The sequence below is a fragment of the Leeuwenhoekiella sp. H156 genome (assembly GCF_052218455.1).
GTDB lineage: Bacteria > Bacteroidota > Bacteroidia > Flavobacteriales > Flavobacteriaceae > Leeuwenhoekiella > Leeuwenhoekiella parthenopeia.
In genome coordinates this window covers 1,100,870-1,127,730 of the sequence record NZ_CP197499.1, presented here as the reverse complement: position 1 = coordinate 1,127,730, position 26,861 = coordinate 1,100,870, and the positions used below count along the sequence as shown (strand labels likewise).

Below are 26,861 nucleotides of genomic sequence, written 5' to 3'. Positions count from 1 at the left end.
GGTTGTGTTTTTTTATTGGTTTTCGGTATTCCAGATTGAAGGGATAGGGGTCAGGCTCAGGTCAGAAACCGGGGCGTCGGTCTTCAATTGAAAATGGGTATAGGGTTTTTTAGGGAAAAATACGGCTGTGAGTGCATTTGCTCCGCCATCGGCAAAAAATTCTATGGATGAGGTATCCAAAAAGATCGAAAAAGGTACGGAATCCCCCGCTGTGAACCGGGCCGGGGCTTTCATAACGGGTTTGGCAAAACTATCGGCAAAATCGGTGAGTCCGCTTAGGGAACGGTCAAGACTATACGTGTTTTGCCCAGCGTTATAGCTAATGCTTAAACGCTCTCCGTCATCATTGCTCAGCATAATTTCAAAGTCAGTCAGGGGTGAGGGTAAACTAAATGAAATTTCGGCTTGATTGAGTTTAGGATTTTTAAAATGAAGGATTCCGTCTTCCTTTATCGTTTCGGGTTTTTGCTTTTCTAATTGGTCAGTTATCGCAGCAACCGGGAAGTTGCTTAAAAAATAGCCGTTGTTGTTATACAAGTTAAGCTTTCGCGGAAGCGTCATCGCGCTGCGCCATTTTTCGGTAGGTATCTGCTGGCCGTATTCCCAGTTGCTCATCCAGCCTATAAAGATGCGATCCTCCCCGGGCAGGTTGTTGTAGGTTATTCCGGCGTAATTATCACGTCCCAGATCAATCCAAAGCTCTTCGGTTTGTGAAGTGGTAAAGTGTTCACCGTCAAATTCGCCCACAAAGTATTGCGTTCCCGAGCCGCTGTTTGGAGCACCCGGATTGATGCTAATGAGTAATACCCATTTGGTCTCGCCGGTCTCTGCGACTTTCAGCGGAAAGAGATCAGGACATTCCCAGACGCCCCCATGAGCGCCGGTGTCTTTTCCAAATTCGCTCAAATAATTCCAGTCTTTAAGATTGTCTGAATTGTAAAATAAAGCGCGGTCACCCGCCACCAGTATTAAAATCCATTTTTGGGAAGCTTCGTGCCAAAATACTTTAGGATCTCTGAAGTCGATAAAACCTTCGGTATTGGGTACTACGGGATTGCCTTCATATTTGGTAAAGGTTTTGCCGTTATCGAGGCTGTAGGCGATTCCCTGATATTGGTAATCGTTTGTTTTAGCCTGCGCACCGTTAGGTTCGTGATAGGTGAACATGGCAACCAGCGGCGGGTTTTCTTCAGTCCCAAAACCGGAAGTGTTTTGATGATCAATCACTGCACTGCCCGAAAAGATATATCCCAGCGAATCGGGCTCAAGCGCAATGGGCTGGTGTTTCCAGTCTCTGAGATTCTCACTGGTTGCGTGACCCCAGTGCATGGGGCCCCATACGGTCGAATCGGGGTAAAACTGATAATATAAATGATAGGTGCCCTTGTGGTAAACCAGCCCGTTTGGGTCGTTCATCCAGTGTGATTTTGGGCTAAAGTGGTATTGTGGACGAAAATTTTCGTGATATAACATATCTGCTGTATCTTTATGGTTTAAATTTTGAGACGGGTCTGTTTTACAGGACCAGAACAGAGACAGTAATGCGCAGGTTATGCCTAGATTTTTGAACATAATCAACATCGTTTGATTAAAATAGCATCGAAAGTTAGCATAATTCAGGTAAACTTAATCGATTTAGTTGGTTAAATTTGCACGCGTAATGGATAAAATTATACGTAAACCTACAGAATTATACTAGAATACCCATGAAAAGGAAATTAACCCTTAAATCAATCGCTAAAGAGATGGATGTTTCCATTTCTACAGTGTCTAAAGCGCTGAGAGATAGCCCCGAAATCAGCGAAGAAACCCGCGAGAAAATCAAAGCTTATGCAAAGCTTTACAATTATAAGCCGAACAACATTGCCTTGAGTCTTAAAAACCGTAAGACCAATACCATCGGTGTTATCATTCCTCAGATTGTGCATCACTTTTTTACCACGGTAATACGCGGTATTGAGGCTGAAGCGCGTGAGAATAATTACAATGTTATTATTTGCCTTTCCAATAACGATTTCGATAAGGAAGTTCTTAATATGGAGCTTTTGGCAAATGGCAGTACAGATGGTTTTATTCTTTCGGTATCAAAGGAAACCATGCAAAAAGAAGATTATCATCATTTAAATGAAGTCATTGAGCAGGGGATGCCCGTGGTGATGTTTGACCGTGTGGTAGAAGGTATTGCCTGTGATCGTGTACTTATAAATGATACACAGGGGGCCAAAAAAGGCGTGAGCCACTTAATACGCTCCGGTTGCCGTAAAATAGGAATTATCACCAGCGAAGATTACGTGAGCGTAGGACGCCTGCGTACCGAAGGTTACCTGGATGCACATGATGATTTTGGTATTGAAGTAGATGAAAACCGCATCTTAAAACTGGATAATATTGACGATTTGGGCGAAGGTTCTAAAAAGCGCATCAAAGAGTTTATCCTGAACAACGATTTGGATGGCTTGTTTACCGTTAATGAACTTTTTGCCGTTTACGCGGCACGGGTAATTGCTCAGTCAGGCAAGAGTATTCCTGACGATATTTCTATTGTTTGTTTTACAGATGGCGAACTTTCAGAGCATATGGTACCCAGTATCACAGCAGTGAGTCAGCATGGTGAGGAAATGGGACGCAAGGCAGCTTCTATACTTATTAATAAGCTCGAACGTCCCGAGGATGAGACCGAAGAATACGGAACCACGTATATCGAAACCAGTCTTATTGAACGCGAATCAACCCGAAAACTCCTGAGATAAAATGGCAAAAAAAGGATTTATTTTTGACCTCGATGGGGTAATCGTAGACACCGCAGGTTTTCATTACCTGGCCTGGAAAAGTCTGGCAAATGAGCTGGGCTTTGAGTTTACCGAAGAGCAAAACGAACAGTTTAAAGGTGTAAGCCGGGTACGTTCATTAGATATTCTTTTAGAAATTGGGGGTATTAATGCCACGCAGGACCAAAAAGACAAATGGCTGGTTTCTAAAAATGAAGAATATCTGAGCTATATTGAGAAAATGACCGATGCAGATATACTGCCGGGCGTATTGAAAACACTCAATTATTTAAAGGCTAAGAATATCCCGATGGCTCTGGGTTCTGCCAGCAAAAACGCTCAGCCTATTTTAAAACGGGTGGGTTTGTTTGATATGTTTGACACCATTGTAGATGGTAATCACGTTCAGAAAGCAAAACCTGATCCGGAAGTGTTTACCATTGGAGCAGATGAGCTTGGCGTAAGCTATAGCGATGCAATCGTTTTTGAAGATTCTATTGCCGGAATTCAGGCCGCTAACTCGGTAGATATGGTGAGTATAGGTATAGGTGATCCCGGTATTTTGCACGAAGCAGATCATAACTTTAGAGACTTTACAGAAATAAATAGTACATTTCTAGACCAACTAATCAACGCTTAATAGTATGAATCAGGATTATATAGTGCCAGCACCCTGGGCCATTATTGAAGAAGGGTTTGAGAAAGATCGCGTAAAATCATCAGAGAGTTTGTTCAGTATCGGTAACGGTGCTATGGGACAGCGTGCCAATTTTGAAGAAGAATACAGCGGCAAAACCTTTCAGGGAAGCTACATTGGCGGAGTTTACTATCCCGATAAAACCCGTGTAGGCTGGTGGAAAAACGGTTATCCCGAGTATTTTGCAAAAGTGCTTAATGCACCCAGCTGGATAGGTATCAAGGTAAAAGTAGACGGGGAGTCTCTGGATTTGAACACCGCTAAACGTGTTTCTAATTTCCGCAGAGAGCTCAATATGAAAGAAGGCTGGCTGGGTCGCAGTTTTGAAGCAGAACTGCAAAATGGCGTAAAGCTTAAAGTTGAGTCTAAACGTTTTCTGAGCCTGGCGCATGATGAGATCGGAGCGATACATTATGAGGTAACCCCGCTTAACAAAGACGTTAGCATCAGTTATGAACCTTATCTGGATAGCGGCATCACCAACGAAGACACCAACTGGGACGATAAATTCTGGAATACTCTGAGTGTTGAGGAAGATGGTAACAAAGCCTACATCACCGCGCATACGATGAAAACCTTTTTCTACGTGTGTACAGCGATGGCCAATACCTTTACCGTAGATGGTAAAGAAATTTCACTTACCCTTAGTACAAATAAAAGCGATACCTACATTGGTCATGTTTACGAGACCGATATTCGCGAAGGCGAGACTTTTGGCATTCAAAAATATGCCGGATATATCACCTCTTTCAACCACGATCAAAACGAGCTGAAACAGGCAGCTCAAAAGGTTCTTGACACGGCTCTAGATGCCGGTTTTGATAATTTGTTGGCAAAACAAAAAGAAGACTGGGCAGAAATCTGGTCAATGGCTGATATCGTGATAGAAGGTGACGTACGTGCTCAGCAAGGTATCCGTTTCAATATTTTTCATCTCAACCAAACGTATCTGGGTAAAGATTCCCGTTTAAATATTGGGCCAAAAGGCTTTACCGGTGAGAAATACGGAGGTTCTACCTATTGGGATACCGAAGCTTACTGTCTGCACTTTTATATGGCGACCAAAAATCAGGATGTTGCCCGCAGCCTCCTGACCTATCGTTACAATCATTTGACTAAAGCGATTGAGAACGCCGCTAAGCTTGGTTTTAAAGATGGAGCAGCCTTGTACCCGATGGTAACTATGAACGGCGAAGAATGCCATAATGAGTGGGAAATTACGTTTGAAGAAATTCACCGTAATGGTGCGATGATTTTTGCCATTCGCGATTACGTAAAATATACGGGTGATTACAGCTACATCCCGGAGAAAGGTCTCGAAGTAATCATCGGTGTAGCCCGTTTCTGGAAACAACGCGCCACCTGGTCTGCTCAAAAAGAAAACTATGTAATTCTTGGTGTGACCGGTCCCAATGAATACGAAAACAACGTAAACAATAACTTTTATACCAATTACCTGGCGAAATGGTGTCTGGAATACGCTGTTGAGCATTGTAAAAATGTAGCAAAAGAATTTGGGTCAGATTACAAGCGTATTGTGGGTCAAACCGAATTAAAGGACGAAGAATTAAAAACCTGGGCTGAAGTTGCCGATAAAATGTACCTGCCTTATTCAGAAGAGAAGGGCGTATACCTGCAGCAGGATAGCTTCTTAGATAAAGAATTGGTTACTGTGGCCGATTTACCAAAATCAGAGCGACCCATTAACCAGAAATGGAGTTGGGACCGTATTCTACGTTCACCTTACATCAAACAGGCCGATACTTTGCAGGCGTTTTATGTGTTTGAAGACGATTTCAGCGAGGAGCAATTGAAGAAACATTTTGACTTTTATGAGCCGTTTACGGTACATGAATCTTCCCTAAGCCCTTGTGTACATGCCATACAGGCTGCAAAACTGGGGCAGATGGATCAGGCTTATGCGTTCTACCTGCGTACCTCACGTTTGGATTTGGATGATTACAACAAGGAAGTTCACGAAGGCTTGCACATCACGAGTATGGCCGGTACATGGATGAGTGTGGTAGAAGGTTTTGGCGGAATGCGTATTAAAGACAATACCCTGTCATTTGACCCTAAAATGCCGGATGCCTGGGATGGATTTTCCTTTAAACTGAATTATAGAGATCAAATCCTTAAAGTAGCCGTGGGTAAAAACAAAACCGTTTTTACGCTCAACGAAGGTGAAGACCTCGATCTTTTAATAAACGGAAAACAGGTAACTGTAAGCGCTGGCAGCTCAGTTGAGGTTTAGATTAAATAGTTTAACTTACAAATCCCCTGCAATTTAAAAAGTTGTGGGGGATTTTTAGTTTAAGTAATATGAGAATACCACATTTTGACCTAACGGAAACGAATGAATTAAAAGCAAGTGAGAAAAAATTGTTGTCTTCGCTAAATAATTTGTTGAAGGCTTTAAATGACAAGAATCTTTCAACCCAAAGCCTAACTATTATTAATCAGGAGATTGATTTGATCCATAAAATCATAAAAGATGGAAAAGGGCTTAAAGTCCAGATATTGAAGTCTCAGAATAAGATTCTTAAACAAATAGAGAAAGAAGAGAATCTAGTGCCGAAGAACCACTATCAAAGATTGTGGTTAGTCTTGGGGATGTCAGCTTTTGGAATACCAATTGGTGTCCTTTTTGGTATTGCTACCGGAAATATGGGTTTGCTGGGTATAGGCCTGGCAATTGGTATGCCCATTGGTTTAATTTACGGAAACCGGTTAGACAAAAAAGCTGCCGAAGAAAACCGGCAGCTTGATTTTTCACATTAATCCACTTCCACCGGACTTTCCTGCTTCAGCGGCATATAGATGTCTGCTTTCCATTCCAGCTCATTGCCACCCATATTCGGGTTGTTAAAAAAGACTTCTAGAGGCTTGGCATCAACTTCGATATTATTTCGCTTTGCGTAAGCCAGCAAGGCATACCAGGCACGGTCTGAAGTGATATAATTTCCATTATACACCGCGTGAAGGGCGTCTTTTTCAAACAAACGCTTGTATTTAATTTCGTCTGTGATGGGTAGATTTTCGGAGCGGATGATAGGGAAACAAAAATTATAGGAAATACTGTCTGTTTCCTGATTCCACTCGGTGACTTCAACAAATGGAGGCCCGTTAAGCTCCACATTATTTCGTGTAAGCACATCGCCAATATACCCGTAGTTGCGCATCATTCCCAGCGCTTTGGCTTCCTGCATGCTTTTAAGGGGAATGTAAGCACAATAGGTTGAAGGTGTTTTCTCAATACCGGTGATTTCGATTTTAATTTGCTTCAGGTGCTCATTTAAAGCTTCGTAAAACTCCATCACATTTGCGGTACTACGCTCCTTAAAAAGGGTATTGGCAAAAGGCACGGTAAGCCGGTTTTTCAGGCTGTGTTCGGCATCTTTAACCCCAACACTCACTTTGGTGATCGAATCGTTGATGGCGTAGGCATGATAGGTATACGTGACCGTAGAATCGCCAAACTGCCGCTCCTGAACAAGTGCTGAAGTCCCATGCTGTTCAGTAATGGTACTCGCCGTTAAATTGTTGTTCCAGGTTTTGATAGATTGAACAACCGTTCCCGGTGTGGTTTTCACTTTAAAATTGATGATGTAATCACTGGGTTTTACAAAAAGATACCAGGCGAGAGCAACAAAGAGCAGGGTAACAACTACAAAACCAATTTTCTTGATCATAGATTTTGATTTAAATCGGGGTGTGATTTAGTATTTTATTAAATGAAAAGTTTTAGTTTCCGCTATGCGAAAGGGCTGTGGCGTTGTTTTTCATCTGCAGGTTATTAACGATATGCTGCCCCAGCTGGCGACCTTGTTTTAAGCCTTCCTCTATGGCCGCACGGTAATGAATACCACCATATAATCTGCTTAAAGCAGCTTCTGATGATGCGGCTCTAAAGGAAGTAAAGCTGCGCACCGGTAAGCCATAAGCGGTCTCCGTGTCGTCATCAAACTGAAAATTATCCCCATAAATTTCGGTAAGTACTTCTGAGGCAGCACCGGAAACTACCGAATGACCGCTGCTGTATTCAGGAAATGGCGGGGTTTGTAATACCGGCGCCCAGCTGTCATCGATATATTGATTGATGAGTGTCTCCGGACGAATGAGGTTACTGCGGTATTTTTCATCCCAGCAGCTGATAAAGCCATCAAACAGGGCGATTGAAGTTTTGGTATACGCATAAACCGTTTCCATCAGGTCTGCATTGTTCTTTTTGGTAGCGATCTTTACAATCCCAATCCAGTGCCCGCCCGGAGTGATTTTTTTGGTAGCAAACATCAGATGGCCTTTGTGGGTTGACACATAAGGGTTACAATCCCAGAATTTTGCGATTTGCGCTTCCTCAGAGTCATCACCCTTAGCCGTCATCTCGTTGCGTACGTTATAGACTTCCATCAATTGCTTGTGGAACTCGCTGCCTTCTTCCATCGAAAAGGCCGGTGGAGGCACAGGCTTAAACTGTGAAGCCGAGTCGAGCACAAAAGGACGAATCTTCATCCAGTGTGGTTCAATCCCGTCCATATAAGCAGGAGGAGTGGGTTGCCAGCGTGAAGGGTTATCAGCATTTACCGAAAATTTGGGCATTGTACGGGTTTGCTTATAATTGTCGCCATCCATCCAGCTTTTGATGTGGTCGGCAACCTGAAGTCCGTATGCTTTTGACGCCGCGAGTTCGTCAGCGTTTTGATTTTCCCATGTTTTATAGAGACTGTCGCGAACTTCGGTGATTCGATCTTCACTAAAAATAAGGCTTTTAGCCATCTCCATTTGTGCGATCAAAGCCGCTACATCATAGTTTACAGCAGGATTTTCCGCCTTTGGCGTTTCGCCCAGACCATTTAATTTACCGGCCAGCGAATTATACTCGGGATGGTTTTGGGCCAAAACTTCATAGGCCGCAATATTGGAATAAGCGTAAATACGACTCGCCACCGGAGGTGAAAAAATATCGTGAATGATAACCTCGGTAACTTTATCTACGGCATTGTTGTAGTCATCTGGCGTAACGCTAAGAGGCTTCTGCTCGGTGTTACACGAGATGAACACACATACACTGAAAATCAGGACTGAAAAATTCTTAAACATCATTCTAAACTTCTTGTTTCTAAAATTAGGGTTGTAAAGCATAAAGCTGAACAGGCGCGTCATTTACAGTTGCCATCAAATAAGCTTTCCCGTTTAAACGAATTACAGACAAATCACGTATGGACTTCCCGGCAAACTTTAACCCGAGTTTTTCACCCGAAATGATGTTGCTTTCACTGTTAATTAAAGCCCCCGTAAAACTGTCGAGCCTTCCGTGAAAGGGTTGTACGCCAAAATAATTTCCACCTGCGAGCACCTCTTCCTTACCATCGCCATCAAAGTCAAACAGGCAAAAAGCCATAACAGGAGCAACCTGTAAATCGCGCGCTAAAGGTACAAAATCAAATGAATTTCCATTATTTTGTAAGTATCCGGTTTTCAGGGTGCTTACGTTTAAAATTTTGGAATTCTTTAACTGTTCGGCGCTAAGAATTTCCTCGATGCTCTGACCTGCAAAATCCCGGTAACTTTGATACTTTTTACGGAGGCTTACCACCTGTGACGCCAGCGCATCGAGACCCATAAGCGGATAGTATTTACCGTCTTTTGCTGTTGTCACAATAGTTTCGGTCTGGCCGTTGTTGTCAAAGTCGCTGTAAAACATTTTCATAGGCGATGCTGCGGAAGCCTGAAACTTGCTGTTTTCGCCCCAATTTCCCACAATATAATCGGTATCGCCATCATCATCTATATCAAACGGAATGATGCTTTGCCAAAGCCCTTCGAGGTTTTTTTCGGTTTTAGAAACCAGTTTGAGTTTGGTGCCTTCGTTTTTTAGAAATGTTGGCGCCATCCATTCGCCCACCACGATCAAATCGGCTTTGCCGTCTGCATCAAAATCGTCCCAAACCGCAGCGGTGACCATTCCGAGCTCTTTAAATTCCTGCGCTACGCGAAAAGTACCGTTAGTGTTTTCAAGCAAATAGGAGGAAGGCAACTTCCCAAAACTTGCCGTGACGCTCTGTGAACCCACAAATACGTCAAGATCGCCGTCGCCGTCGTAATCGTAGGTCGCTAAAACCGAAGTGTTTTCAAACAATTCCGGCAGGGCCGAAGCTTTAAAACTAGCTCCCTCGTTAAGATACAACACATCAAGCAAGGGTTTCGAGCGGTTGTAAAAATCACCTCCGCCGGTACCGGTCATCAAATCGTTTTTACCATCATTGTTGAAATCGGCAATCACAGCAACCACTTCTTCGTTAATCGAATCGTTTTGGATTCCGGGATATTTGGTTTCTACAAAAGTTGAATCGCTTTGCAAATAGATTTTGCTGGATAGGTACTTTGAGCCGCCAAAAAACAAATCAGCTTTACCGTCACCGTTTATGTCGCCCTGAGCTACAGCCGGTCCGCGATCTCCCACCAGATAGGGAATTAACTTTTCGCGGTCAAAATCAGAATAGGCATCCTCGCGATGTACAAAATCAAGACCCAGCGAGTCAGTAACGGGTTTGAAAAGCAGTTGTCGCTTCGGTCTAAGTGTGGCATAGTCAAAGGGCGAAGTGTTTTCCTGTTTGACCTGCAACGTCTGATTTGTAGCAATATTGGTTAGCATCTGGCTGGTACGATCTGGCCAAATGATGCGTATCGAATCTACCTGTTTTTGGTTTCCAAAGCCAAAATGAATCACCGGCTCAGACGATGCCTGAAACCCGCGTACCGGATACAGTTCTTTAAATTGCTGCACCCCGTTTGCATAGGCATAGACTTTCGCGCCCAGCGCAAAATCATTCTGTGTAGCAGACTTCAAATAGAGTTTGAGATAGCTTGCCTTGTCGTTGGTCTGATTGATATAAAGGGTAGGAGCGGTGTTGATGTTATTGGTCACCAAATCGAGGTCTCCGTCATTGTCGAGGTCAGCATAAGCTGTAGCGCCCGAAACCAATGTGTCGTTTGCAATCCAGGTTTCACTTCGGTCTTTAAACTGAAGGTCTTCACTGCCCTCATAAACATAGTTGCGGGTAACGCCGCCGGGCATCAGCTCCAGTGCTTTTTGATCTATCAGCGCCGTGTTGTTGATTTTATTCTGAATCTGATCACTCGAAACAAATTTGATGTAATCCAGGTCGTTAGGTCTTTTTGGGATTCCGTTTGAGATAAACAAATCCTGTTGCATATCCTGATTGTAATCGCCAAAAAGCGCACTCCAGCTCCAGTCGGTCGCAGCAACGCCACTCAATAATGCGGTTTCCTGATAGTCGCCACCCTCACGGTTTATAAACAGCATATTGCGGGTAAATTGATAATGATAGCCGTAGCGGTCTGTACGCAAACGCTGGGTTTGAATGTTGTCATCGCCTTCGGTAGACTTAAGTACATTTTCGTCCTGCGGCAACATATCAAGCGAAATCAAATCGGGCCATCCGTCGTGATTGAGATCAGCCACATCGCTGCCCATAGAAAACCTGCTGGTATGCCCAAAATGACCTTTTAAATCTTCGGTAAAGGTGCCGTCGCCGTTGTTGATATAGTAGTAATCATCCTCGTGAAAATCATTACCAATGTACAAATCGGGATAGCCGTCCAGGTTAAAATCAGACACCGCGATGCCCAGGCCATACGAATTGATTCCGCCGTAAATACCGGCTTCTTCGCTCACGTCTGTAAAACGCCCATCATCGTTGCGCATCAGGCGGTCTCCGGTTTGCGGATTTCGCTCGTAGCGCAATTCGGCTTTGCCAAAAGAGCTCTGCGTATGCACAGCGTGATTGAGGATGTAGATATCCAGATCGCCATCCAGATCGTAGTCTAAAAAAGCAGCAGAAGAAGAGAAGGTGTCAAGGTCCAGGCCGTATTGCGCAGCGCTTTCGGTAAAAGTACCGTCGCCATTGTTAATGAAGAGCTCGTTGTAACCATCCAGACCGTTGAGGCCCACCACGGCGCACACGTAGATATCCAGAAAGCCGTCACCGTTAATATCGCCCATCACCGCGCCGGTATTCCAGTCGCTGTTTCCGGCCACACCGGCGGTTTCGGTTATGTCTTCAAATTGCAAATTGCCCTTATTGAGGTACAACTGATTTTTTACCTGATTTCCTGAGAAATAAATATCCGGCAATCCATCGTTGTTGATGTCGCCTATCGCGAGCCCGCCCCCGTTGTAGAAATAGAGGTAGTCGAGGATGTTCATATCCTCGTTGGCTGTCAGCGTATTTTGAAAGCTAATACCAGCCTTTTGCGTATCGGGATTGGTAAACAAATCGGGCTTATCTGAGCACGAGTAGCTAAGCATCCCAAGCAGGGCCAGCAGGCTTATTTTAGTTATTGAGTTCAAAAATCTTCGGTTTTTTATCGTTTATGGCAGCGATGACAAAGGTGTTTCCGTTTTTATCGCTAAAAGTCGCCAGTTGCTTCACTTCATCTTTTACAAAGAATCCGCTTTTGCTGTAATTCTGCCAATCAAAATTATCGCCGCCGGTGTTGAGCAATACGTTGCCATAGTTGGCATCCAGCTGCGAATATTGCGGTTTAAATTCAAAATTGTTGCCCGCCATAATGAGGTCTGCAAGGCCGTCTTTATTTAAATCTGTAGCCAAAATATCACACACGCAGGACAGTTGCGTCTGGTAAGGCAGGGCTTTAAAGCTGAAATTCCCCTTGCCGTCATTAATTGCGATCACCGATTGGGAGTAGCTCACTTCCTTTTTAATCGCGTTTTTAAGGCTCTCTGGCGAAACGATCTCGTCAATAAAACGCCTCGCGTAGTCTGAAGCTTTCAGGTTTTGCTTTTTAAGCGAAGTCATTTGCGCCGTGATCTCTTTCTTCTGATGCAGCGGATAATCCTTTCCGTTTTTACGCATCGTGGTGATTTGCTCGATGGTGCCGTTGTTGTCAAAATCGTTGATGTACATCACCATCGGGTTTTCAACCGTGGGCAGGTAATGCAGGTTTTCGCCCTCGTTACCCAAAACCAGATCCATATCGCCGTCGTTGTCAATATCGGTTGCCGCAAGGGTATTCCACCAGCCGGTTTTATCGCTCAGGTTACTTTCTTTTTCGGAAAGTCTGCGGCCCGAATTGCGGTAAATGTGTGGCGTGCCCCATTCGGAAACGGTGATCAGATCGTCAAAACCGTTGCCATCAATATCAAGCCAAAGGGCATCGGTGACCATTCCGGCATCTTTGAGATCGTATGCCAGACGCTCAGTCGCATCTACAAAAATGCCGTTGCCGGTATTTTCTAAGAACAACTGCTGCGGATCAACCCCGTAAACGCCCACTACGCTGCGCGAACCGATAAACACATCGATATCGCCGTCACCGTCAAAATCATTTGGCGCTACCACGCTCATATTTTGAAAGGCCGAAGGCAGTTCGTTGGGGGATTTGGTGAAATTCCCTTTGCCGTCGTTGAGGTATAATCGGGGTTGGAAGAGTTCTTTTTTATCTACCTCGTTTCCGCCCGAAGCTACCAACAAATCGAGGTCTCCGTCACCGTCTGCATCAAAAAGCGCTGCGGCGGTGTCTTCAAAATTTTCGTCAGCCGTAAAAACAGCCTGATTTTTAGGAGTCAGTTTTCCGTCACCGGAATGCAGATAGAGTGTAGCCACGCTTCCGCTTGGGGCACCCACAAAAACATCGTCGTTTCCATCTCCATTTACGTCACCCACGGCAAGAGCCGGGCCTTCCTGCGAAAGTTTTTTGGCGATCAAACCTTCATAATCAAAGTCGTTGTAGGCGTTCTCTGGATTGGCTTTAAGGTTCTTATTGCTAATTTCAGTGAGCAATTGAGGTCCTGCGTTTTGCTTACGCGGAACAAAAGTTTCGGTGGCTTCTGCCTGATTGAGGTTTAGGGTTTGATTGGTGGCCACGTCTGTAAGCAATTGGGTTTTGTCGTTTGGCCAAAGTACGCGTAGCGAGTCGAGCTTTTGCGTTTGCCCCAGACCTATGGTCATCTCATAATCCATAGAAGACTGAAAACCACGCACGGGATACAGCTCCTGATAAATCTGCTGATTGTCAAAATACAGGCGCACCGAAGCACCCACGGCAAACGGATTCTTCTCGCCGCCTTTAAGGCTGATGTTGAGGTAGCGGTTTTGGGTTTGCTCTTCGGCCTCATTGCGGTACACAAAAGCCTGCATATTCACATTATTAACCACGAGGTCCAGATCGCCGTCATTATCAAGGTCCCCGTAGGCCGAACCGTTTGACATACCCGGCTGGTCAAGTCCCCAAAGCGTGGCTGCATTTTCAAATTTCAGGTCTTTTTTGTTTCGGTAAACCGCATTCACCAAAGGCTTTTTCGGCATTTTATTGATGATGGAATCAATAGCCTGGCGTTTGCCGGTTAAAGCCATTTTTTGAATGATTTCGTTAGCGAAAAAATCAACGAAATCCAGATCAGTCAGATCGTGATTGATGCCGTTTGTGACGTAAATATCGCGGTAGCCGTCGTTGTCCAGGTCAACCAGCAAGCCTGCCCAGCTCCAGTCGGTCGCATCAACGCCACTGTAATAAGCGGTTTCCGAAAAGCTGCCGTTACCGTTGTTGATCTGTAAGGTATTCTGAATAAATTGCTGGTAGAAGTCTTTGCTCTGCTTGAGTTTGTAGACGTTGTAGCTATCAAATTCCATCACCGATTTTACGCGCTCTTCCGGCTCCGGAAGCATATCGGTGATAAAAATATCCTGCAAGCCATCGTTGTTGACGTCTGAGATGTCAACGCCCATCGCCGAAAGCGACAGATGCGAGGTCCAGTCTTTAATCTCTTCGCTAAATGTACCATCCTGCTGGTTGATGTACAGGTAATCACGCTCGTAAAAGTCGTTTGAAATGTAGATGTCGGGCCAGAGGTCGTTGTTGATGTCTGTGACCATCACGCCCAGGCCAAAGCCAATAAGACTGCCGTAAATACCTGCTTCTTCGCTCACATCGGTAAAGGTATCCCCGTCGTTACGCATCAAGAGATCGCCCACACCTTTAAAGATATCGGGTACGTTTTCCCAGTTTTCAGCACGGGTATCGCGTTGCTCGGCATAGCCCAAACCACTTACAGGCACGTTGCTGTTGTTTAGGATATACACGTCGAGATCGCCGTCTTTATCGTAGTCAAAAAAGCTTGCTTGAGTGGAGAAGCCGGTTTTTGCAAGATTGTATTGTTCTGCTTTTTCGGTAAAAGTAAGGTCTCCGTTGTTGATGTACAGGTCGTTATCGTGGTTGTCGCCTTCCATATTCCCTGCGTTGCTAACGTAAATATCAAGCAGGCCGTCTGCATTTACATCGGCCATCACCACACCGGTAGACCAGGGTTTATCACCAGCTACACCGGCTTTTTCGGTAATGTCTTCAAACTTGAAATCGCCCTTGTTGAGGTAGAGTTTGTTTTGGCCCATATTGGCAGTCAAATAGATGTCTGCAAGTCCGTCGTTATTGATATCGCCAATAGCCACGCCACCGCCGTTGTAGAAATTGCGGTATTTGAAAATATTGAAATCTTTTTCGTTCTGGATGGCATTTACAAAATCGATACCTGTGGTTTCAGGACCCAAAAGACTAAAAAGTTTGGGTTCCTGAGGCCCGGTTTCCTGGGTTTCTGAACTGTCTTTGCCGCAGGCTGCAAAAAGAAGGCATAAGCCGAAAAAGGTAATTTGCTTTAAGCTATTCATAAACACATTTTTCATCAATTATATTTTTTAAGCACAGGTGCGCTATGCTATAATCAGGTTTTCGGATATTAATTATTACAAGCCCATTTTGGGCTTTTTTATAAAAATAGGTTTGTCGTTGTTGCGCCCCAAAATAAGATAGGGTTCGCTGTTTAAATTAAAAAATGCACTGCTGCGCACCGCTCCGGTAATGTTAATTTTCGGTGCATCTGCGTACTCAAATGTTGTGCCTTTATTGAGTAAAAATACACCGTGAGAAGCGTCGAGTCTGCCCAGTTGGGTGCTGATTTCACTATCGTTTCCCAGCAAAAGCAGATCTTCACGTCCGTCTTCATTAAAATCGTAAGCCACGATGTTTTTTACGCTGGTAATTTGAGCCATAAAAGGAAGCTGATGTGCTTTAAAACTGAAATTACCGGTGTTTTCAAAATACGTACTTGCGAGAGTAAATACCTGTTTTTTTTCGGCTTTTTTCAGTTTCTCTGCGGAAAGTAAATCAGTGATGCTCGCTTTCGCGAAAGCTTTATAACTCAGAAAACGCTTGTTGAGGTAAGGCAGCTGTTTTACGAGTTCGTCTTTAGTAGCCAAAACCGTTTCGGTTCCTTTATAAAAATAAGTAGTCACCGGATCAATTTTTCCGTTAGCGTCAAAATCGAAACGGTACAGGTTCAGCGGCTCTTCAACCGAAGCATTAAGGCGGGTATTCAGGCCCCAGTTTCCGGCAACGATATCCAGATCTCCGTCTCCGTCAAAATCGGCGATCTGGAGGCTGTTCCAAAGTCCGTTTGTGTCTTGCAAACTTTCCGAATCCACCGGTTTTAATTGCTTTCCGTCATTAGTAAAGATGGAAATCGGCATCCAATGGCCGCATACGATAGCGTCGGGATAACCATTTTGATCGAGGTCTGCCCAAATGATGTCTTTTACGTTGCCGATGCTTTCAAATTCGGGAGCATAGCTTGAGGTAATGGCTGTAAAATTACCGGAGCCGTCGTTTTTCAACAGGTACTGTTTGGGTGGGGCTCCAAATTCCTGCGGAACCAGGTCAGCTGTAATCGAAAGATCGAGACTTCCATCTGCATTGAGATCTACCGCCTTTATCTGAGAAGCGTTAAGATTAATGCCTTCAAATGCGTTTTGCACCTTCCGGAAGCTTCCGTTTGTGTTGAGGTAGAGGCGGGGAGTAAGTGCTTTTCCCTGGGTGAACTCGTTGCCACCGCTGGCGATGACAATGTCGGGAGTGCCGTTTCCGTCTGCATCAAAAATCGCCACCGCAGTATCCTCGTTGATGGCATCGTCATCGGCTTCGGGTAAAAAAGACTCTGTAAAGCTTCCGTCTTTATTTTGAAGGAAAAGTGACGTTTTTTGAGCTTTGGCACCGAGAATAATAAGGTCATCCAATCCGTCCTGGTTAAAATCTGCCTGTTCAATTTGCGGACCCGTATTAGTGCCGGCGTAAGGCACGAGCGGGTCGCGGCTAAATTCGATGGAAGAACCGTCTTTATGCGTGAAATTGAGGTTCAGAGAATCCTGAATCCAGTTGATTTCGGGCTTTATCAAAGTTCTTGTCAGGGGTTTTACCTGAGCATTTTTTTCTTCTAAAATCAAACCGGTTTTGATGTTTTTCAAAGACTGGGTTTTCCCGGAAGGCCAAAGGACCTGAATTGAGTCAATTTGGGAAGCTTTACCCAAACCGATTACTACCGAAGGCGGTACGGCAGACATAAACCCGATTGTGGTATAATTCTCAAAAAACTGAATGGTATCGCCAGAGAAGGCGGTGAGTTTTGCTCCGATTCCGAAGGTGTTTTCTTTTTCACCCTTAAACTGAATCTGAATCCCGGGGTTTGTGGTTTTATTCTCCAGGATAAAAGCTTTGGCGTTGATGTTATTCACCACTATATCGAGGTCTCCGTCATTATCCAGATCGGCATACGAAGCTCCGTTGCTAAACGAGGGGGTGTTTGCAGTCCAGCTTTGGGTCACATCGGTAAAGGTGCCGTCAGCGTTGTTTTTGTAGGCGTAATTGGGCACGTGGGTTTGCGGTAATTGCTTGATGAATTCGAGTTCGGCTTCAGACATGTTTTTGCCCAATCGCTTTTGAATGGATTCGTTTGAGATAAAACTCACGAAGTCCATATCGTTGGTTGCGCCCAGAATCCCGTTGGCAATGTATAAATCTTTAAAGCCGTCGTTGTCAAAATCAGCCGCCAGCGGACTCCACGACCATTCGGTTGCTGCGATACCGCTTTGAAAGGCGGTTTCGGCAAAGCGGTTGTTGCCCAGATTGAGTTGCAACGCATTTTGCATAAACTGATAATCGTAACCGTTGCGCAATTGATTTTGATAGATGGGGTAGGTGTATTCGGTTCCCGATGCTTTCAATACTTCGAGATCTTCGGGTAACATATCAAGGCTCAAAATATCGGGATGGCTATCGTTGTTGAGATCAGCGATAGCGCTTCCCATTGAAAAGTGGGACGTGTGTCCTAACAAATTCGCGGAAGTATTCACCTCTTTAAAGCTTCCATCCTGATTGTTGAGATAAACGTAGTCGTTTTCAAAGAAGTCATTGGCAATATAGAGATCCGGGTAGTTGTCATTGTTTAAATCAGATACCGAAACCCCAAGGCCGTAGCCTATTTTGCTGCTTAAAATCCCGGCGGCAGAAGTAACATCTGTAAAATAGCCGTTGTTGTTTTGGAAGAGTTTATCGCCGCGCAGGCTGTCTGAAACCGTGCGTATTGCTGCCCGGCCGTAGTTTGAATTGGGATGAACCGAGTGGTTGAGCAGGTACATATCGAGATCTCCGTCAAGATCGTAGTCAAAGAAAGCAGCTTGAGTTGAAAGCCCTGCATAGTCGAGACCGTAATCTGCGGCAGCTTCTTTGAAGCTAGGAACTCCGTTTTTTACGCCCTGATTGACATACAGTTTGTTGCGACCTTGAAGATCCAGATGTCCACTTACCGTACACACATAAATATCGGGGAGACCGTCTGCATTGATGTCGACTGTGGTAACACCGGTGTTCCAGGTGTTGTTGATTATTCCGGCTTCTTTGCTGATGTCTTTAAATTTTAAGTTGCCCTGATTGAGATAGAGCTTATCGTTAACCAGATTTCCGGTAAAGTAAATGTCTTGCAGTCCGTCATTATTAAAATCTGCAATTGCGGTACCGGCGCCATTGTAGAAGTACAGGTAATTGAGAATGTTGAGTTGCGTTGTAGTGGTCAGGTCATTGCTAAAATCAATGCCGGTATCTTCAAGAGCCGTCAGCATAACAGACTCTCGGCTTTGTTTTGTACAGGATGCTACTAGCAACAGAGCAATTAATAAAGAAAGACAACTTCGGGACATGAAGACTTGTTCTAAAATTTGGGGAAATATAGGCACAATGTGCCCAATTTTAAAAGGCTGGAATGACTTAATACGTATTCTTTAAATGTGTTTGCTACTCTAAATACGTGCGTTCTTAAATTTAAAAAGAGGATCATTTAAAAAATGACCCTCTTTTCATATTTGGCAAATTCTAGAAATTAGTAGCCCGGGTTTTGAACTAAATTAGGGTTGAGAATAACCTGAGTGTTAGGTATTGGGAACAAATTCTTGTCTGTATTACCTACTGCAGAAGGATCTTTAAACGCCCAGTCTTTGGTGTATTGACCAAAACGAATCAAGTCATTACGTCTCCAAAATTCACAATATAACTCACGTCCTCTTTCATCAATAATATCCTGATCGGTTAAACTTGTTAAAGGGGTTGCATCTCTTAATGTTCTCAACGCATTCATAAGAGTTAATGCATTATCTGAACTGGTTCCACCATTGTGAATGGCCTCAATTTTCATCAAATAAGCATCAGAATAACGGAAGAAAATTTCGTGCTCTCTAAAGGCACCGTTTCTCGGGTTGTATTTAATTACACGAATCCCCGTTTGCTCGCCGTTTTCTACAAGACTAGGTTGGCCGGTACTGGCGTCAACAAAATCACGTTTAAATTGTAAGGGCACATTACCTCTATCTGTAAGCGGGTTTCCATTTAGGGAGTATTGCTGGCCAATTAAGAATCCATAACCAACGTTTGAAGCATCAGCAAAGCCATCGTTATCAGCGTCAGTCATAAATTCCTGTCCAGTAAAAGCTACACCACGTTGTGCCACATAACCTCTGCGCTCTTCCTGTCCTTCACCTGGGTTGTTACTGTTAGCGGGACCTTCAAAAAGATCGTAATATTCAGCAAGTGTGGCAAAACCATTCCAACCACCACCTGTGTTATCAGGGTGGGTGAAGTTATAGTGCAGCGTATTCCAGATACGGTTACCGGTAGAGGTGTTGATATACCAGATGGTTTCAGTATCAGCTGTAGGCTCAAATAGTTCAAAGTAGCCATCGTGCAATGCGTATCCATCTTCTTCAATTTCTTCAACTAAAGAAATCACTTCATTCATATCTGAAGCAGCAGGACTTCCTGTTCCTTCATATATATGTCTATTCAAATGAAGTTTAGCCAATAGATAACGAGCCGCTGCTTGTGTTGCGCGTGGGTTGTCGTCTCCTGCAGAAGAACTCGGTAAGCCTGAAATAGCATTTTGTAAATCAGAAGCGATAAAAGCTACTGCATCTGCACCGGTAAGAACTTCGGGATTTTCACGTGGATCGGCTGTGGTATCTCTGTACGGAACCTGACCGAAATTATCTAATATCACAAACATACCTAAAGCTCTTAAGAAAGAGGCTTGTGCCCTTGAATCAGATGAAGAAGCAGAGCGTTCGTCAAGTACTGTACTTGCGGTCAATTGCAACTCGTTCCACTGATCGAATACGGTTCTGATATATTGATGGTCTGCAGTCCAGGTGTGCTGGTGAAGCTGCCTCCAGATTCCGTTATCCCCCCAGTCAGATCCTCGGGTAGGTACTAATTGAGCATCGGTAGTAACTTCACTAAGAGCATACAGGTTTGCCTGATCACCAACATATCCTCTAATATTATTGTACATACCACTAACGGTACTAGCCGCTTCCTCAGCTGTAGGAATACCAGTAAAACCGTCAGTAAGTATTGAATCTGTCTCCTCAATTTCTAGATCGGTACAGGCACTAAAAGCTGTAACCGTTAGGACACTGAGAAAAACCAATTTAAATTTGTTTAGTCTTTTCATTTTATCAATTTTTTTAAGATTAAAATCTTGCATTTAAGCCAACTGTAACTGTAGTAGGTCTTGGGAATGACGTATAGTCAATACCTGCACTAGGAATACCACTACCAAAGTCACCGGTTGAAGAGGAAACTTCAGGATCCAAACCACTATACCCCGTGATCAGTAATAAGTTTTGACCAGTTACATTTACGCGCATCGATTGAATTGCAGAGCCCTCACGCATAGGAATGTTGTAACCTACAGAAGCGTTTTGAAGTCGTACAAAATCTCCGCTCTCTAAATAGAGAGTAGAAACTTCCTGTGAAACCAAAGCCAAACCATCAGATGTACTGTTTCTTGAAGTTAAGAATGTAGGTCTGTTTAAGAATGCGTTTGCAGTGTTGTTGTACACATAAAAACCGAACTGACCGGTAAAGAACGTAGAAAAATCCCAGTTTTTAACGCTCAGGTTAAGAGACAAACCGGTGTTCCAGTCTGGTAATGCATCTTTGCCAACAAATACTTTGTCATCTGCAGAGAAATCAGGATTACCACTAGCATCTTCTGCATATTCAGCCATATAGTAGGAGAATAAGGATCTGCCTTCACCAAGTCTTTGAACAAACGCCCCGGTAAGACCAGGTCCATTTACTTCACCAAAATTTGCAACAGCACCATTTAATCCCGTTACCTCGTTATGGTTGTAAGAAATATTGAAAGAAGCTGAGAAGTTTACATCTTCAGTCTGAATAAGATCGTAGTTAAGAGCTAATTCCACACCTTTATTTATTACTTCTCCATCTTCAAGGTTAACAAATCGGAACGGATCAAATGCAGGAGCAGGAGCTGGTGATCTAAAAAGTAAGTCTCTTGTGGCTTTGCGATAAAGGTCAAGTGATCCATTAAAACGGTCATTATTAAATCCAAAATCAATACCAAAGTTTAGGTCTATTGTTGATTCCCATTTAAGATCAGGGTTTTGTACCGCAACAGTTTCGAGACCTGGTCTGTTAACAGTACCATCATCAGTAATACCAGGACCTCCAAAGCGCTGTCTGTTTAAATACTGAGCATAACCTAAACCTTCCTGGTTACCGGTAGAACCTGCACCAACTCTTAATTTAAGGGTTGAGAATGCATCGCCTATAAAATCTTCATCACCCAATTGCCAAGCGAATGCAGCAGAAGGGAAATATCCATATTTATTGTTTTCTCCAAAACGAGAAGAACCATCAGCTCTCATTGTGGCTGTAAGTAGATATTTTTCAGAAAATGTAAACTGTAATCGAGCAAAATAGGATTGTAATTCGTCTGTGTTATCAAAAGTGTCTAACCAAAGAGATTCATAAACTCCGGTAAAAGATGGTAATACACCGCTGTCGTCAAAAGGTACAAGAGAATTTAAGAATGAATTAGCACCATTACTGTCATAACCAAATTGTTGATAAGGTACATTGATTCTTCCGCGAAGATCACTTACAGCACCTCTAAGAGCATCCTGCATATCTAACAGATTTGTTACAGGCGAACCATAACCTTGCGCATTGAATCCCTGACGTCTGAAATCCTGAAATGAATACCCTGCAAGTGCATCAATTTTGAAATTGTCAAATTCTTTAGCATAACGAAGGGTTGCTTCTAATAATTTGCTGGTGTTCTCCAGTGTATTGAAAGATGCCTGCCCATTATCAGTTACACGGTTAAAGTTATTGATGTTCGGAGATACCGAAGCTTGTGCCTCAGCGTCTGAGTTATCATAACCTAAACTTACTTTACCGGTAATGGCATCAGTAAATTTATATTCTGTAGATAAATTGATTAAATACCTGTTGGTATTTGTATTTGCATTGTAGTTGTTCAAATAGTTTGCGGGGTTCAAAAGGTTTCCTGCAAAAAAGAACTCAGGGTCAGCCGGCCAGGTAGGGTTAGCTGAGTAAGCAGCACCAATAAGGTTACCACTGGCTCCACCCTGCCCACTAATAGGTGGTGCCTCATCATTTACACGTGAATACGATGCCTGCAACGCAAAACTTAATTTATCATCAAAGAAACGCTGATTGGCGTTAAGACGCGTAGTGATACGCTCTTGAGAAGAGTTTTGGATAACCCCTTCTATATTACCATAACTTACGGTTGCACGTATATTACCTGAGTTGTAGTTATTCGAATAAGATAGGTTGTTGTTTGTAGATATTGTTGAACGGGTTATATAATCCTGCCAATCTGTATTAAAACCAAAGTCCAAATCATTAGCAATATCCTGCCCTCTTAACTCTTCAGTATTTGCAAGGAATTGTTGAGCATTAAATAAGTCATAGTTTTGAGCAGGAGCAGAAAAACTCATGTTTGAAGAAAATTCGAACACACCTCCCTGTGCACCGCGACCGCTTTTTGTGGTTACAATTACAACCCCATTAGCACCACGAGAACCGTAGATTGCTGTAGCAGAAGCATCCTTTAAGATAGAAATGCTCTCGATATCGTTAGGGTTGATAAAGTTTAACGGGTTTCTTGTAGCATTAGCACCATTGATGATATCACCTCCTGATGGTGTTGTTGACTCACCGGAAAGTGGAATACCATCCACTACGAAAAGAGGATTGTTGTTCGAGCGAATAGAGTTGGAACCACGGATACGAATATTATTACCAGCTCCTGGCTCACCACTATTTTGAGAAATGTTGACCCCCGCAGTTTTACCTTGAATAAGTTGTTCCGGAGATGCGATAGCACCCTGATTAAACTCTTCTGCGGTGACCGAAGAAACAGAACCGGTTGCATCACGTACGGTCGTAGTACCGTAACCAATTACCACCACTTCCTCAAGAGCCGCAGCATCTTCTTCTAGTGTTACATTTACGGTAGATCTTCCGTTAACAGCAACTTCCTGCTGTGCAAAACCTACGTAACTGAAAACAAGTGTTGCATTTGAGGGAACATTATTTAAAGTATAGTTACCGTCAAAATCTGTTGTAGTACCATTGGTGGTTCCCTTAACAAGGACGTTAGCACCTGGTAATGGGCCGTTAGGCTCCGATACTGTCCCGGATACTGTTTGTGCATTCGCCATACCTGCCAGTAAAAGCGAAGCTAAAAACAACATACCTCTAAGTATTACATGCTTCATAAGTTTGAAATTTTTAATTGAATTATTTGGTTTTCCAAAAGTGTTTCTTGGTGATCAAATTTATATAAATAATTATTTAAAAATGGGCACTACAACGTTTAAGTAACGAAATCGATATCGTAATGAAAAATGTAAATTATACGTTTATCGACATTTTTTTATTGATAAATTAATAAGTTGATAAAATATACTTATAATTTTATCAAAAATTCAAAGCTTTTTGGAATAGGTTGAAAATGACCGTGTTGGTCTTCAAGCTTCAAAAAGGCTAATATTTTTATCTTAAAAATGTTAAATTTTATGAATTTTCGACTTAAAATGATAAATCGGACGCTAACAAAAAGCATAAAACGTCAGATTTGCGATTTTTGAGCATTTAGAAAATCAAGAAACCTTTATAGATAAAGAGCCTAAATCGATTAAGTATTTTTTCTGTTTTAATGTAAAACTTACATTCGTTTTTAGCAGACTATATTTGCATTATGAAAGTTGATGTACTTGTACTTGGAGGAGGAGCGGCAGGTTTTTTTTCCGCAATTAATTGTTCCCAATTAAGACCCGATTTATCTGTTGCCATTTTAGAACGCGGAGCCGAAGTTTTAGAAAAAGTGCGGATCTCCGGAGGAGGGCGCTGTAACCTCACCCACGCAGTTTTTGAGCCGAAACCCCTTACCGAATATTATCCGCGGGGCAAGCGCGAACTGTTAGGGCCCTTTCATTCTTTTATGACGGGAGATACGATGCAATGGTTTGAAAATCTCGGAGTTGATCTTAAGATTGAAGATGACGGACGCGTTTTTCCGGTATCTAACAGCTCACAAACTGTAATTGATTGTTTTCTGAATCAGGCTGAGCAATTGGGTATTACTATTTTTAAAAAGGCCACTGTTTTAAAAATCGAAAAGCAGGGCCTGTTATGGAGGGTAACGACAAAAAATCAATCTTTTGAGGCGCGGGTCGTAATCGTGGCTACCGGAAGCAATCCTAAAATACTTCAAATGCTTGGCGTTATGGGTTTTGATATTGTACCTCAGGTTCCTTCCTTATTTACGTTTAATATAACGGATACACGTATAAAAGATCTTGCCGGACTAAGTACAGATGCGGTTGTTTCTCTACTTGATTTGGATGAAAAGTATTTGGATGTAGAAAATTCTGCCGTAGGTAAGGAAGGTGCCCGGGGTCCTGTTCTTGTCACACACTGGGGGCTTAGTGGTCCCGGTATTTTGAAGCTTTCTGCCTGGGGCGCGCGTAGCCTTAAAAATTTAAATTATGAATTTAAGATTAAAATTAACTGGCTGCCCGATTTTTCAAAACAACAGGTTTTTGATTTGTTAAACCGCTATCGCCTGGAACTTGCAAAGCAAAACTTGTTTAAATACACTCCATTTAATTTGCCTAAACGTCTTTGGCAACGATTGATGACAGCTGCAGGTATTTCGGAAACGCAAAAATGGGCCGATCTTACTTCAGCTGAAATTTCAGCCCTCTCTGAGCAATTGTGTTCCGGAATTTTTCGCGTAAGCGGAAAAAGTACTTTTAAAGAAGAATTTGTGACAGCCGGAGGGATTGATCTTAAGGAAGTTGATTTTAGGACTTATGAGTCTAAAAAGTTTGAAGGTCTTTATCTTGTAGGAGAAGTTTTGAATATTGATGCTGTAACCGGAGGCTTTAATTTTCAAAATGCATGGACCGGTGGTTTTATTGCTGCGCGGGACATAGCCGGCAAGTTGGTAGATGTTGAAACTAATTGAGTCTCCAGATTTCAAAATTGAGGGCTGTAGCAAATCCCACCCAAATTATATAGGGTATAAGCAGGTAAGCAGCAACAGGATTTACAACTTTAAACCATTTGTACGTAAAGAGTAACACGATAAAAAGTGTTACAATTATAAGTAATGCCGGTAGTATTAATCGCCCGCCAAAAAAGAAAATAGACCAGGAGGCATTTAAAATGAGCTGAAAACCAAAATGATACAAAGCGGTTTTCACCCATTTGTGATAGAAGCCCCTGTCCCAAACCAGTCCGGCAGCAATTCCCATTAATACGTACAACACAATCCATACCGGTGCAAAAAGCCAGGATGGTGGCGTAAAGAACGGCTTTTCGAGCGTTACGTACCACGTATTCACACTGGTCTGCGTTGCAATGGCAGCCAGAAAGGCCACCAGCAGGCAGATTGCGATGGGAATTAATATATGTAACGTTTTTCTGGTTGCCATGGTTAGTAGCTTGAGCCCAATTTATGAAATAATTGCAAGTTTAAGAGCTTTAAAATTGAGTAAGATACTTTCAAAAGTTGACAGAGGCTTTATATTTGCAGTATGACAATTACAAAATTTTTACCCGTCAAATCTGATGGTGTACTTCAGATGCAGTCGGTTAGCTATCAGTCTCCCAGCAATATTGCCCTTATTAAATACTGGGGGAAACACGGTTTGCAAATACCAAAGAATCCTTCTATAAGTTTTACCCTTAATACGTGCAGGACAACCACCACCCTGAGCTGGAACGAGCGTACTCAGCATAAAGATGATTACGAGGTAAAGGTTATTCTTGACGGTAAGCACAAACCGGGGTTTGAACCTAAAATTCATCAATTTTTTGGTCGCGTGGCCGAATATTTGCCCTTCATAAAGGATTATGCTTTTACAGTAGATACCAGTAATAGTTTTCCGCACAGCTCGGGCATCGCATCATCGGCGAGTGGTTTTAGCGCTCTGGCGCTTTGTTTGATGGAGATGGAACGGGAAATGAATCCGCAGATGAGTCAAAAGGCTTTTGATCAAAAAGCTTCGTTTATAGCCCGTTTGGGTTCCGGAAGTGGTTGCCGCTCTCTGAAAGGACCTTTGGTTGTTTGGGGTGAGCATCCCGAGATTAAGGGTAGCAGCGATATTTATGGAATAGAATATCCCTATCAGGTTAACCCGGTGTTTGATAATTATCAGGATGCTATTTTGCTGGTTGATCAGGGTGAAAAGCAGGTGAGTAGTACCGTAGGCCATAATCTGATGCATAATCACGCCTATGCTCCCAGTCGTTTTAGTCAGGCTATTGAAAACCTTTCGAGTCTCATCCCGGTTTTGGAAAGTGGGGATTTAGACCAATTCATAAATATTGTTGAGAGTGAAGCCTTAACGCTTCACGCCATGATGCTTACGAGTAATCCGTATTTCATTTTAATGAAACCCAATACGTTAAAAATTATTGAAAACCTTTGGCAATACCGCAGGGAAACTAAAATTCCGGTTTGTTTTACGCTTGATGCCGGGGCTAATGTTCACGTTTTATTCCCGCAGGAATACCACGAAGATGTACAAGATTTTGTTAAAACTGAATTAAGCACGTATTGTCAGGATAATCGTTATATTTTTGACACCGTGGGCAATGGTGCTTTAAAATTGTAACTTTGCCTGTATTAA

Annotated in this window: 15 protein-coding genes; 6 read left to right on the top strand and 9 right to left on the bottom strand. The window is 43.1% G+C overall.

All coding sequences use genetic code 11. The features are described from left to right. Positions 1-12: 12 nt before the first annotated feature. Positions 13-1,473, bottom strand: a complete 1,461-nt coding sequence (locus tag ACSSS3_RS04755) for a glycoside hydrolase family 32 protein (RefSeq protein WP_442847399.1) — start codon at positions 1,471-1,473, stop codon at positions 13-15. A 233-nt stretch (positions 1,474-1,706) separates the two neighbouring features. Here ACSSS3_RS04755 and ACSSS3_RS04750 point away from each other — a divergent pair, with 233 nt between their 5' ends. The 4 genes from ACSSS3_RS04750 (at position 1,707) to ACSSS3_RS04735 (ending at position 6,246) form a co-directional block, all read left to right on the top strand. Next, positions 1,707-2,750 carry a LacI family DNA-binding transcriptional regulator gene (locus ACSSS3_RS04750; protein WP_228229997.1) on the top strand — a complete coding sequence of 348 codons (1,044 nt, stop codon included), beginning with the start codon at positions 1,707-1,709 and terminating at the stop codon, positions 2,748-2,750. Position 2,751: 1 nt separating this feature from the next. After that, a complete protein-coding gene (pgmB, locus tag ACSSS3_RS04745) occupies positions 2,752-3,408 on the top strand; it encodes a beta-phosphoglucomutase (protein ID WP_442846620.1) in 657 nt (218 codons plus the stop codon). Positions 3,409-3,412: 4 nt separating this feature from the next. After that, a complete protein-coding gene (locus tag ACSSS3_RS04740) occupies positions 3,413-5,719 on the top strand; it encodes a glycoside hydrolase family 65 protein (RefSeq protein WP_442846619.1) in 2,307 nt (768 codons plus the stop codon). 68 nt (positions 5,720-5,787) lie between these two features. Continuing rightward, the gene (locus tag ACSSS3_RS04735; protein ID WP_442846618.1) at positions 5,788-6,246 is read left to right on the top strand and encodes a hypothetical protein; all 459 of its coding nucleotides are present in this window, start codon (positions 5,788-5,790) and stop codon (positions 6,244-6,246) included. On the opposite strand, the gene ACSSS3_RS04730 is transcribed toward ACSSS3_RS04735, so the two are convergent. The 7 genes from ACSSS3_RS04730 to ACSSS3_RS04700 all read right to left on the bottom strand — a co-directional run bounded on the left by ACSSS3_RS04730 (position 6,243) and on the right by ACSSS3_RS04700 (position 23,438). After that, on the bottom strand, positions 6,243-7,157 hold the full coding sequence (locus ACSSS3_RS04730; protein WP_442846617.1) for a GyrI-like domain-containing protein: 915 nt from the start codon (positions 7,155-7,157) through the stop codon (positions 6,243-6,245). The genes ACSSS3_RS04735 and ACSSS3_RS04730 overlap by 4 nt on opposite strands. A 52-nt stretch (positions 7,158-7,209) precedes the next feature. Next, the gene (locus ACSSS3_RS04725; RefSeq protein ID WP_442847398.1) at positions 7,210-8,565 is read right to left on the bottom strand and encodes a vanadium-dependent haloperoxidase; all 1,356 of its coding nucleotides are present in this window, start codon (positions 8,563-8,565) and stop codon (positions 7,210-7,212) included. A 25-nt stretch (positions 8,566-8,590) separates the two neighbouring features. Then, a complete protein-coding gene (locus ACSSS3_RS04720) occupies positions 8,591-11,797 on the bottom strand; it encodes a VCBS repeat-containing protein (RefSeq protein ID WP_442847397.1) in 3,207 nt (1,068 codons plus the stop codon). A 25-nt stretch (positions 11,798-11,822) separates the two neighbouring features. Next, positions 11,823-15,173, bottom strand: a complete 3,351-nt coding sequence (locus ACSSS3_RS04715; protein WP_442846616.1) for an FG-GAP-like repeat-containing protein — start codon at positions 15,171-15,173, stop codon at positions 11,823-11,825. A gap of 75 nt (positions 15,174-15,248) precedes the next feature. Then, complete coding sequence (locus tag ACSSS3_RS04710; RefSeq protein WP_442846615.1) at positions 15,249-18,452, bottom strand: VCBS repeat-containing protein; 3,204 nt, start codon at positions 18,450-18,452, stop codon at positions 15,249-15,251. Between the two features lie 257 nt (positions 18,453-18,709). Continuing rightward, positions 18,710-20,332, bottom strand: coding sequence for a RagB/SusD family nutrient uptake outer membrane protein (locus tag ACSSS3_RS04705; protein WP_442846614.1), 1,623 nt, complete (start codon positions 20,330-20,332; stop codon positions 18,710-18,712). A gap of 19 nt (positions 20,333-20,351) precedes the next feature. Beyond that, positions 20,352-23,438: a SusC/RagA family TonB-linked outer membrane protein gene (locus ACSSS3_RS04700; protein WP_442846613.1), complete on the bottom strand. Its 3,087-nt coding sequence runs from the start codon at positions 23,436-23,438 to the stop codon at positions 20,352-20,354. Between the two features lie 482 nt (positions 23,439-23,920). Between ACSSS3_RS04700 and ACSSS3_RS04695 the strand changes: the two genes are divergently transcribed. Continuing rightward, positions 23,921-25,192: an NAD(P)/FAD-dependent oxidoreductase gene (locus ACSSS3_RS04695; RefSeq protein ID WP_442846612.1), complete on the top strand. Its 1,272-nt coding sequence runs from the start codon at positions 23,921-23,923 to the stop codon at positions 25,190-25,192. Here the strand turns inward: ACSSS3_RS04695 and ACSSS3_RS04690 are convergent. After that, entirely contained in the window at positions 25,185-25,661 is a 477-nt protein-coding gene (locus tag ACSSS3_RS04690) for a TspO/MBR family protein (protein WP_228229986.1), read from the bottom strand. The two genes, ACSSS3_RS04695 and ACSSS3_RS04690, sit on opposite strands and share 8 nt — an antisense overlap. A gap of 102 nt (positions 25,662-25,763) precedes the next feature. Here ACSSS3_RS04690 and ACSSS3_RS04685 point away from each other — a divergent pair, with 102 nt between their 5' ends. Next, positions 25,764-26,846 carry a diphosphomevalonate/mevalonate 3,5-bisphosphate decarboxylase family protein gene (locus ACSSS3_RS04685; protein ID WP_442846611.1) on the top strand — a complete coding sequence of 361 codons (1,083 nt, stop codon included), beginning with the start codon at positions 25,764-25,766 and terminating at the stop codon, positions 26,844-26,846. Positions 26,847-26,861: the final 15 nt, after the last annotated feature.

Coding starts and splice junctions, on each gene's coding strand:
- ACSSS3_RS04755 (WP_442847399.1), bottom strand. CDS start 1,473: ATGTTATATCACGAAAATTTTCGTCCACAATACCACTTTAGCCCAAAA.
- ACSSS3_RS04750 (WP_228229997.1), top strand. CDS start 1,707: ATGAAAAGGAAATTAACCCTTAAATCAATCGCTAAAGAGATGGATGTT.
- pgmB (WP_442846620.1), top strand. CDS start 2,752: ATGGCAAAAAAAGGATTTATTTTTGACCTCGATGGGGTAATCGTAGAC.
- ACSSS3_RS04740 (WP_442846619.1), top strand. CDS start 3,413: ATGAATCAGGATTATATAGTGCCAGCACCCTGGGCCATTATTGAAGAA.
- ACSSS3_RS04735 (WP_442846618.1), top strand. CDS start 5,788: ATGAGAATACCACATTTTGACCTAACGGAAACGAATGAATTAAAAGCA.
- ACSSS3_RS04730 (WP_442846617.1), bottom strand. CDS start 7,157: ATGATCAAGAAAATTGGTTTTGTAGTTGTTACCCTGCTCTTTGTTGCT.
- ACSSS3_RS04725 (WP_442847398.1), bottom strand. CDS start 8,565: ATGTTTAAGAATTTTTCAGTCCTGATTTTCAGTGTATGTGTGTTCATC.
- ACSSS3_RS04720 (WP_442847397.1), bottom strand. CDS start 11,797: ATGCTTAGCTACTCGTGCTCAGATAAGCCCGATTTGTTTACCAATCCC.
- ACSSS3_RS04715 (WP_442846616.1), bottom strand. CDS start 15,173: ATGAATAGCTTAAAGCAAATTACCTTTTTCGGCTTATGCCTTCTTTTT.
- ACSSS3_RS04710 (WP_442846615.1), bottom strand. CDS start 18,452: ATGCTGACGGCTCTTGAAGATACCGGCATTGATTTTAGCAATGACCTG.
- ACSSS3_RS04705 (WP_442846614.1), bottom strand. CDS start 20,332: ATGAAAAGACTAAACAAATTTAAATTGGTTTTTCTCAGTGTCCTAACG.
- ACSSS3_RS04700 (WP_442846613.1), bottom strand. CDS start 23,438: ATGAAGCATGTAATACTTAGAGGTATGTTGTTTTTAGCTTCGCTTTTA.
- ACSSS3_RS04695 (WP_442846612.1), top strand. CDS start 23,921: ATGAAAGTTGATGTACTTGTACTTGGAGGAGGAGCGGCAGGTTTTTTT.
- ACSSS3_RS04690 (WP_228229986.1), bottom strand. CDS start 25,661: ATGGCAACCAGAAAAACGTTACATATATTAATTCCCATCGCAATCTGC.
- ACSSS3_RS04685 (WP_442846611.1), top strand. CDS start 25,764: ATGACAATTACAAAATTTTTACCCGTCAAATCTGATGGTGTACTTCAG.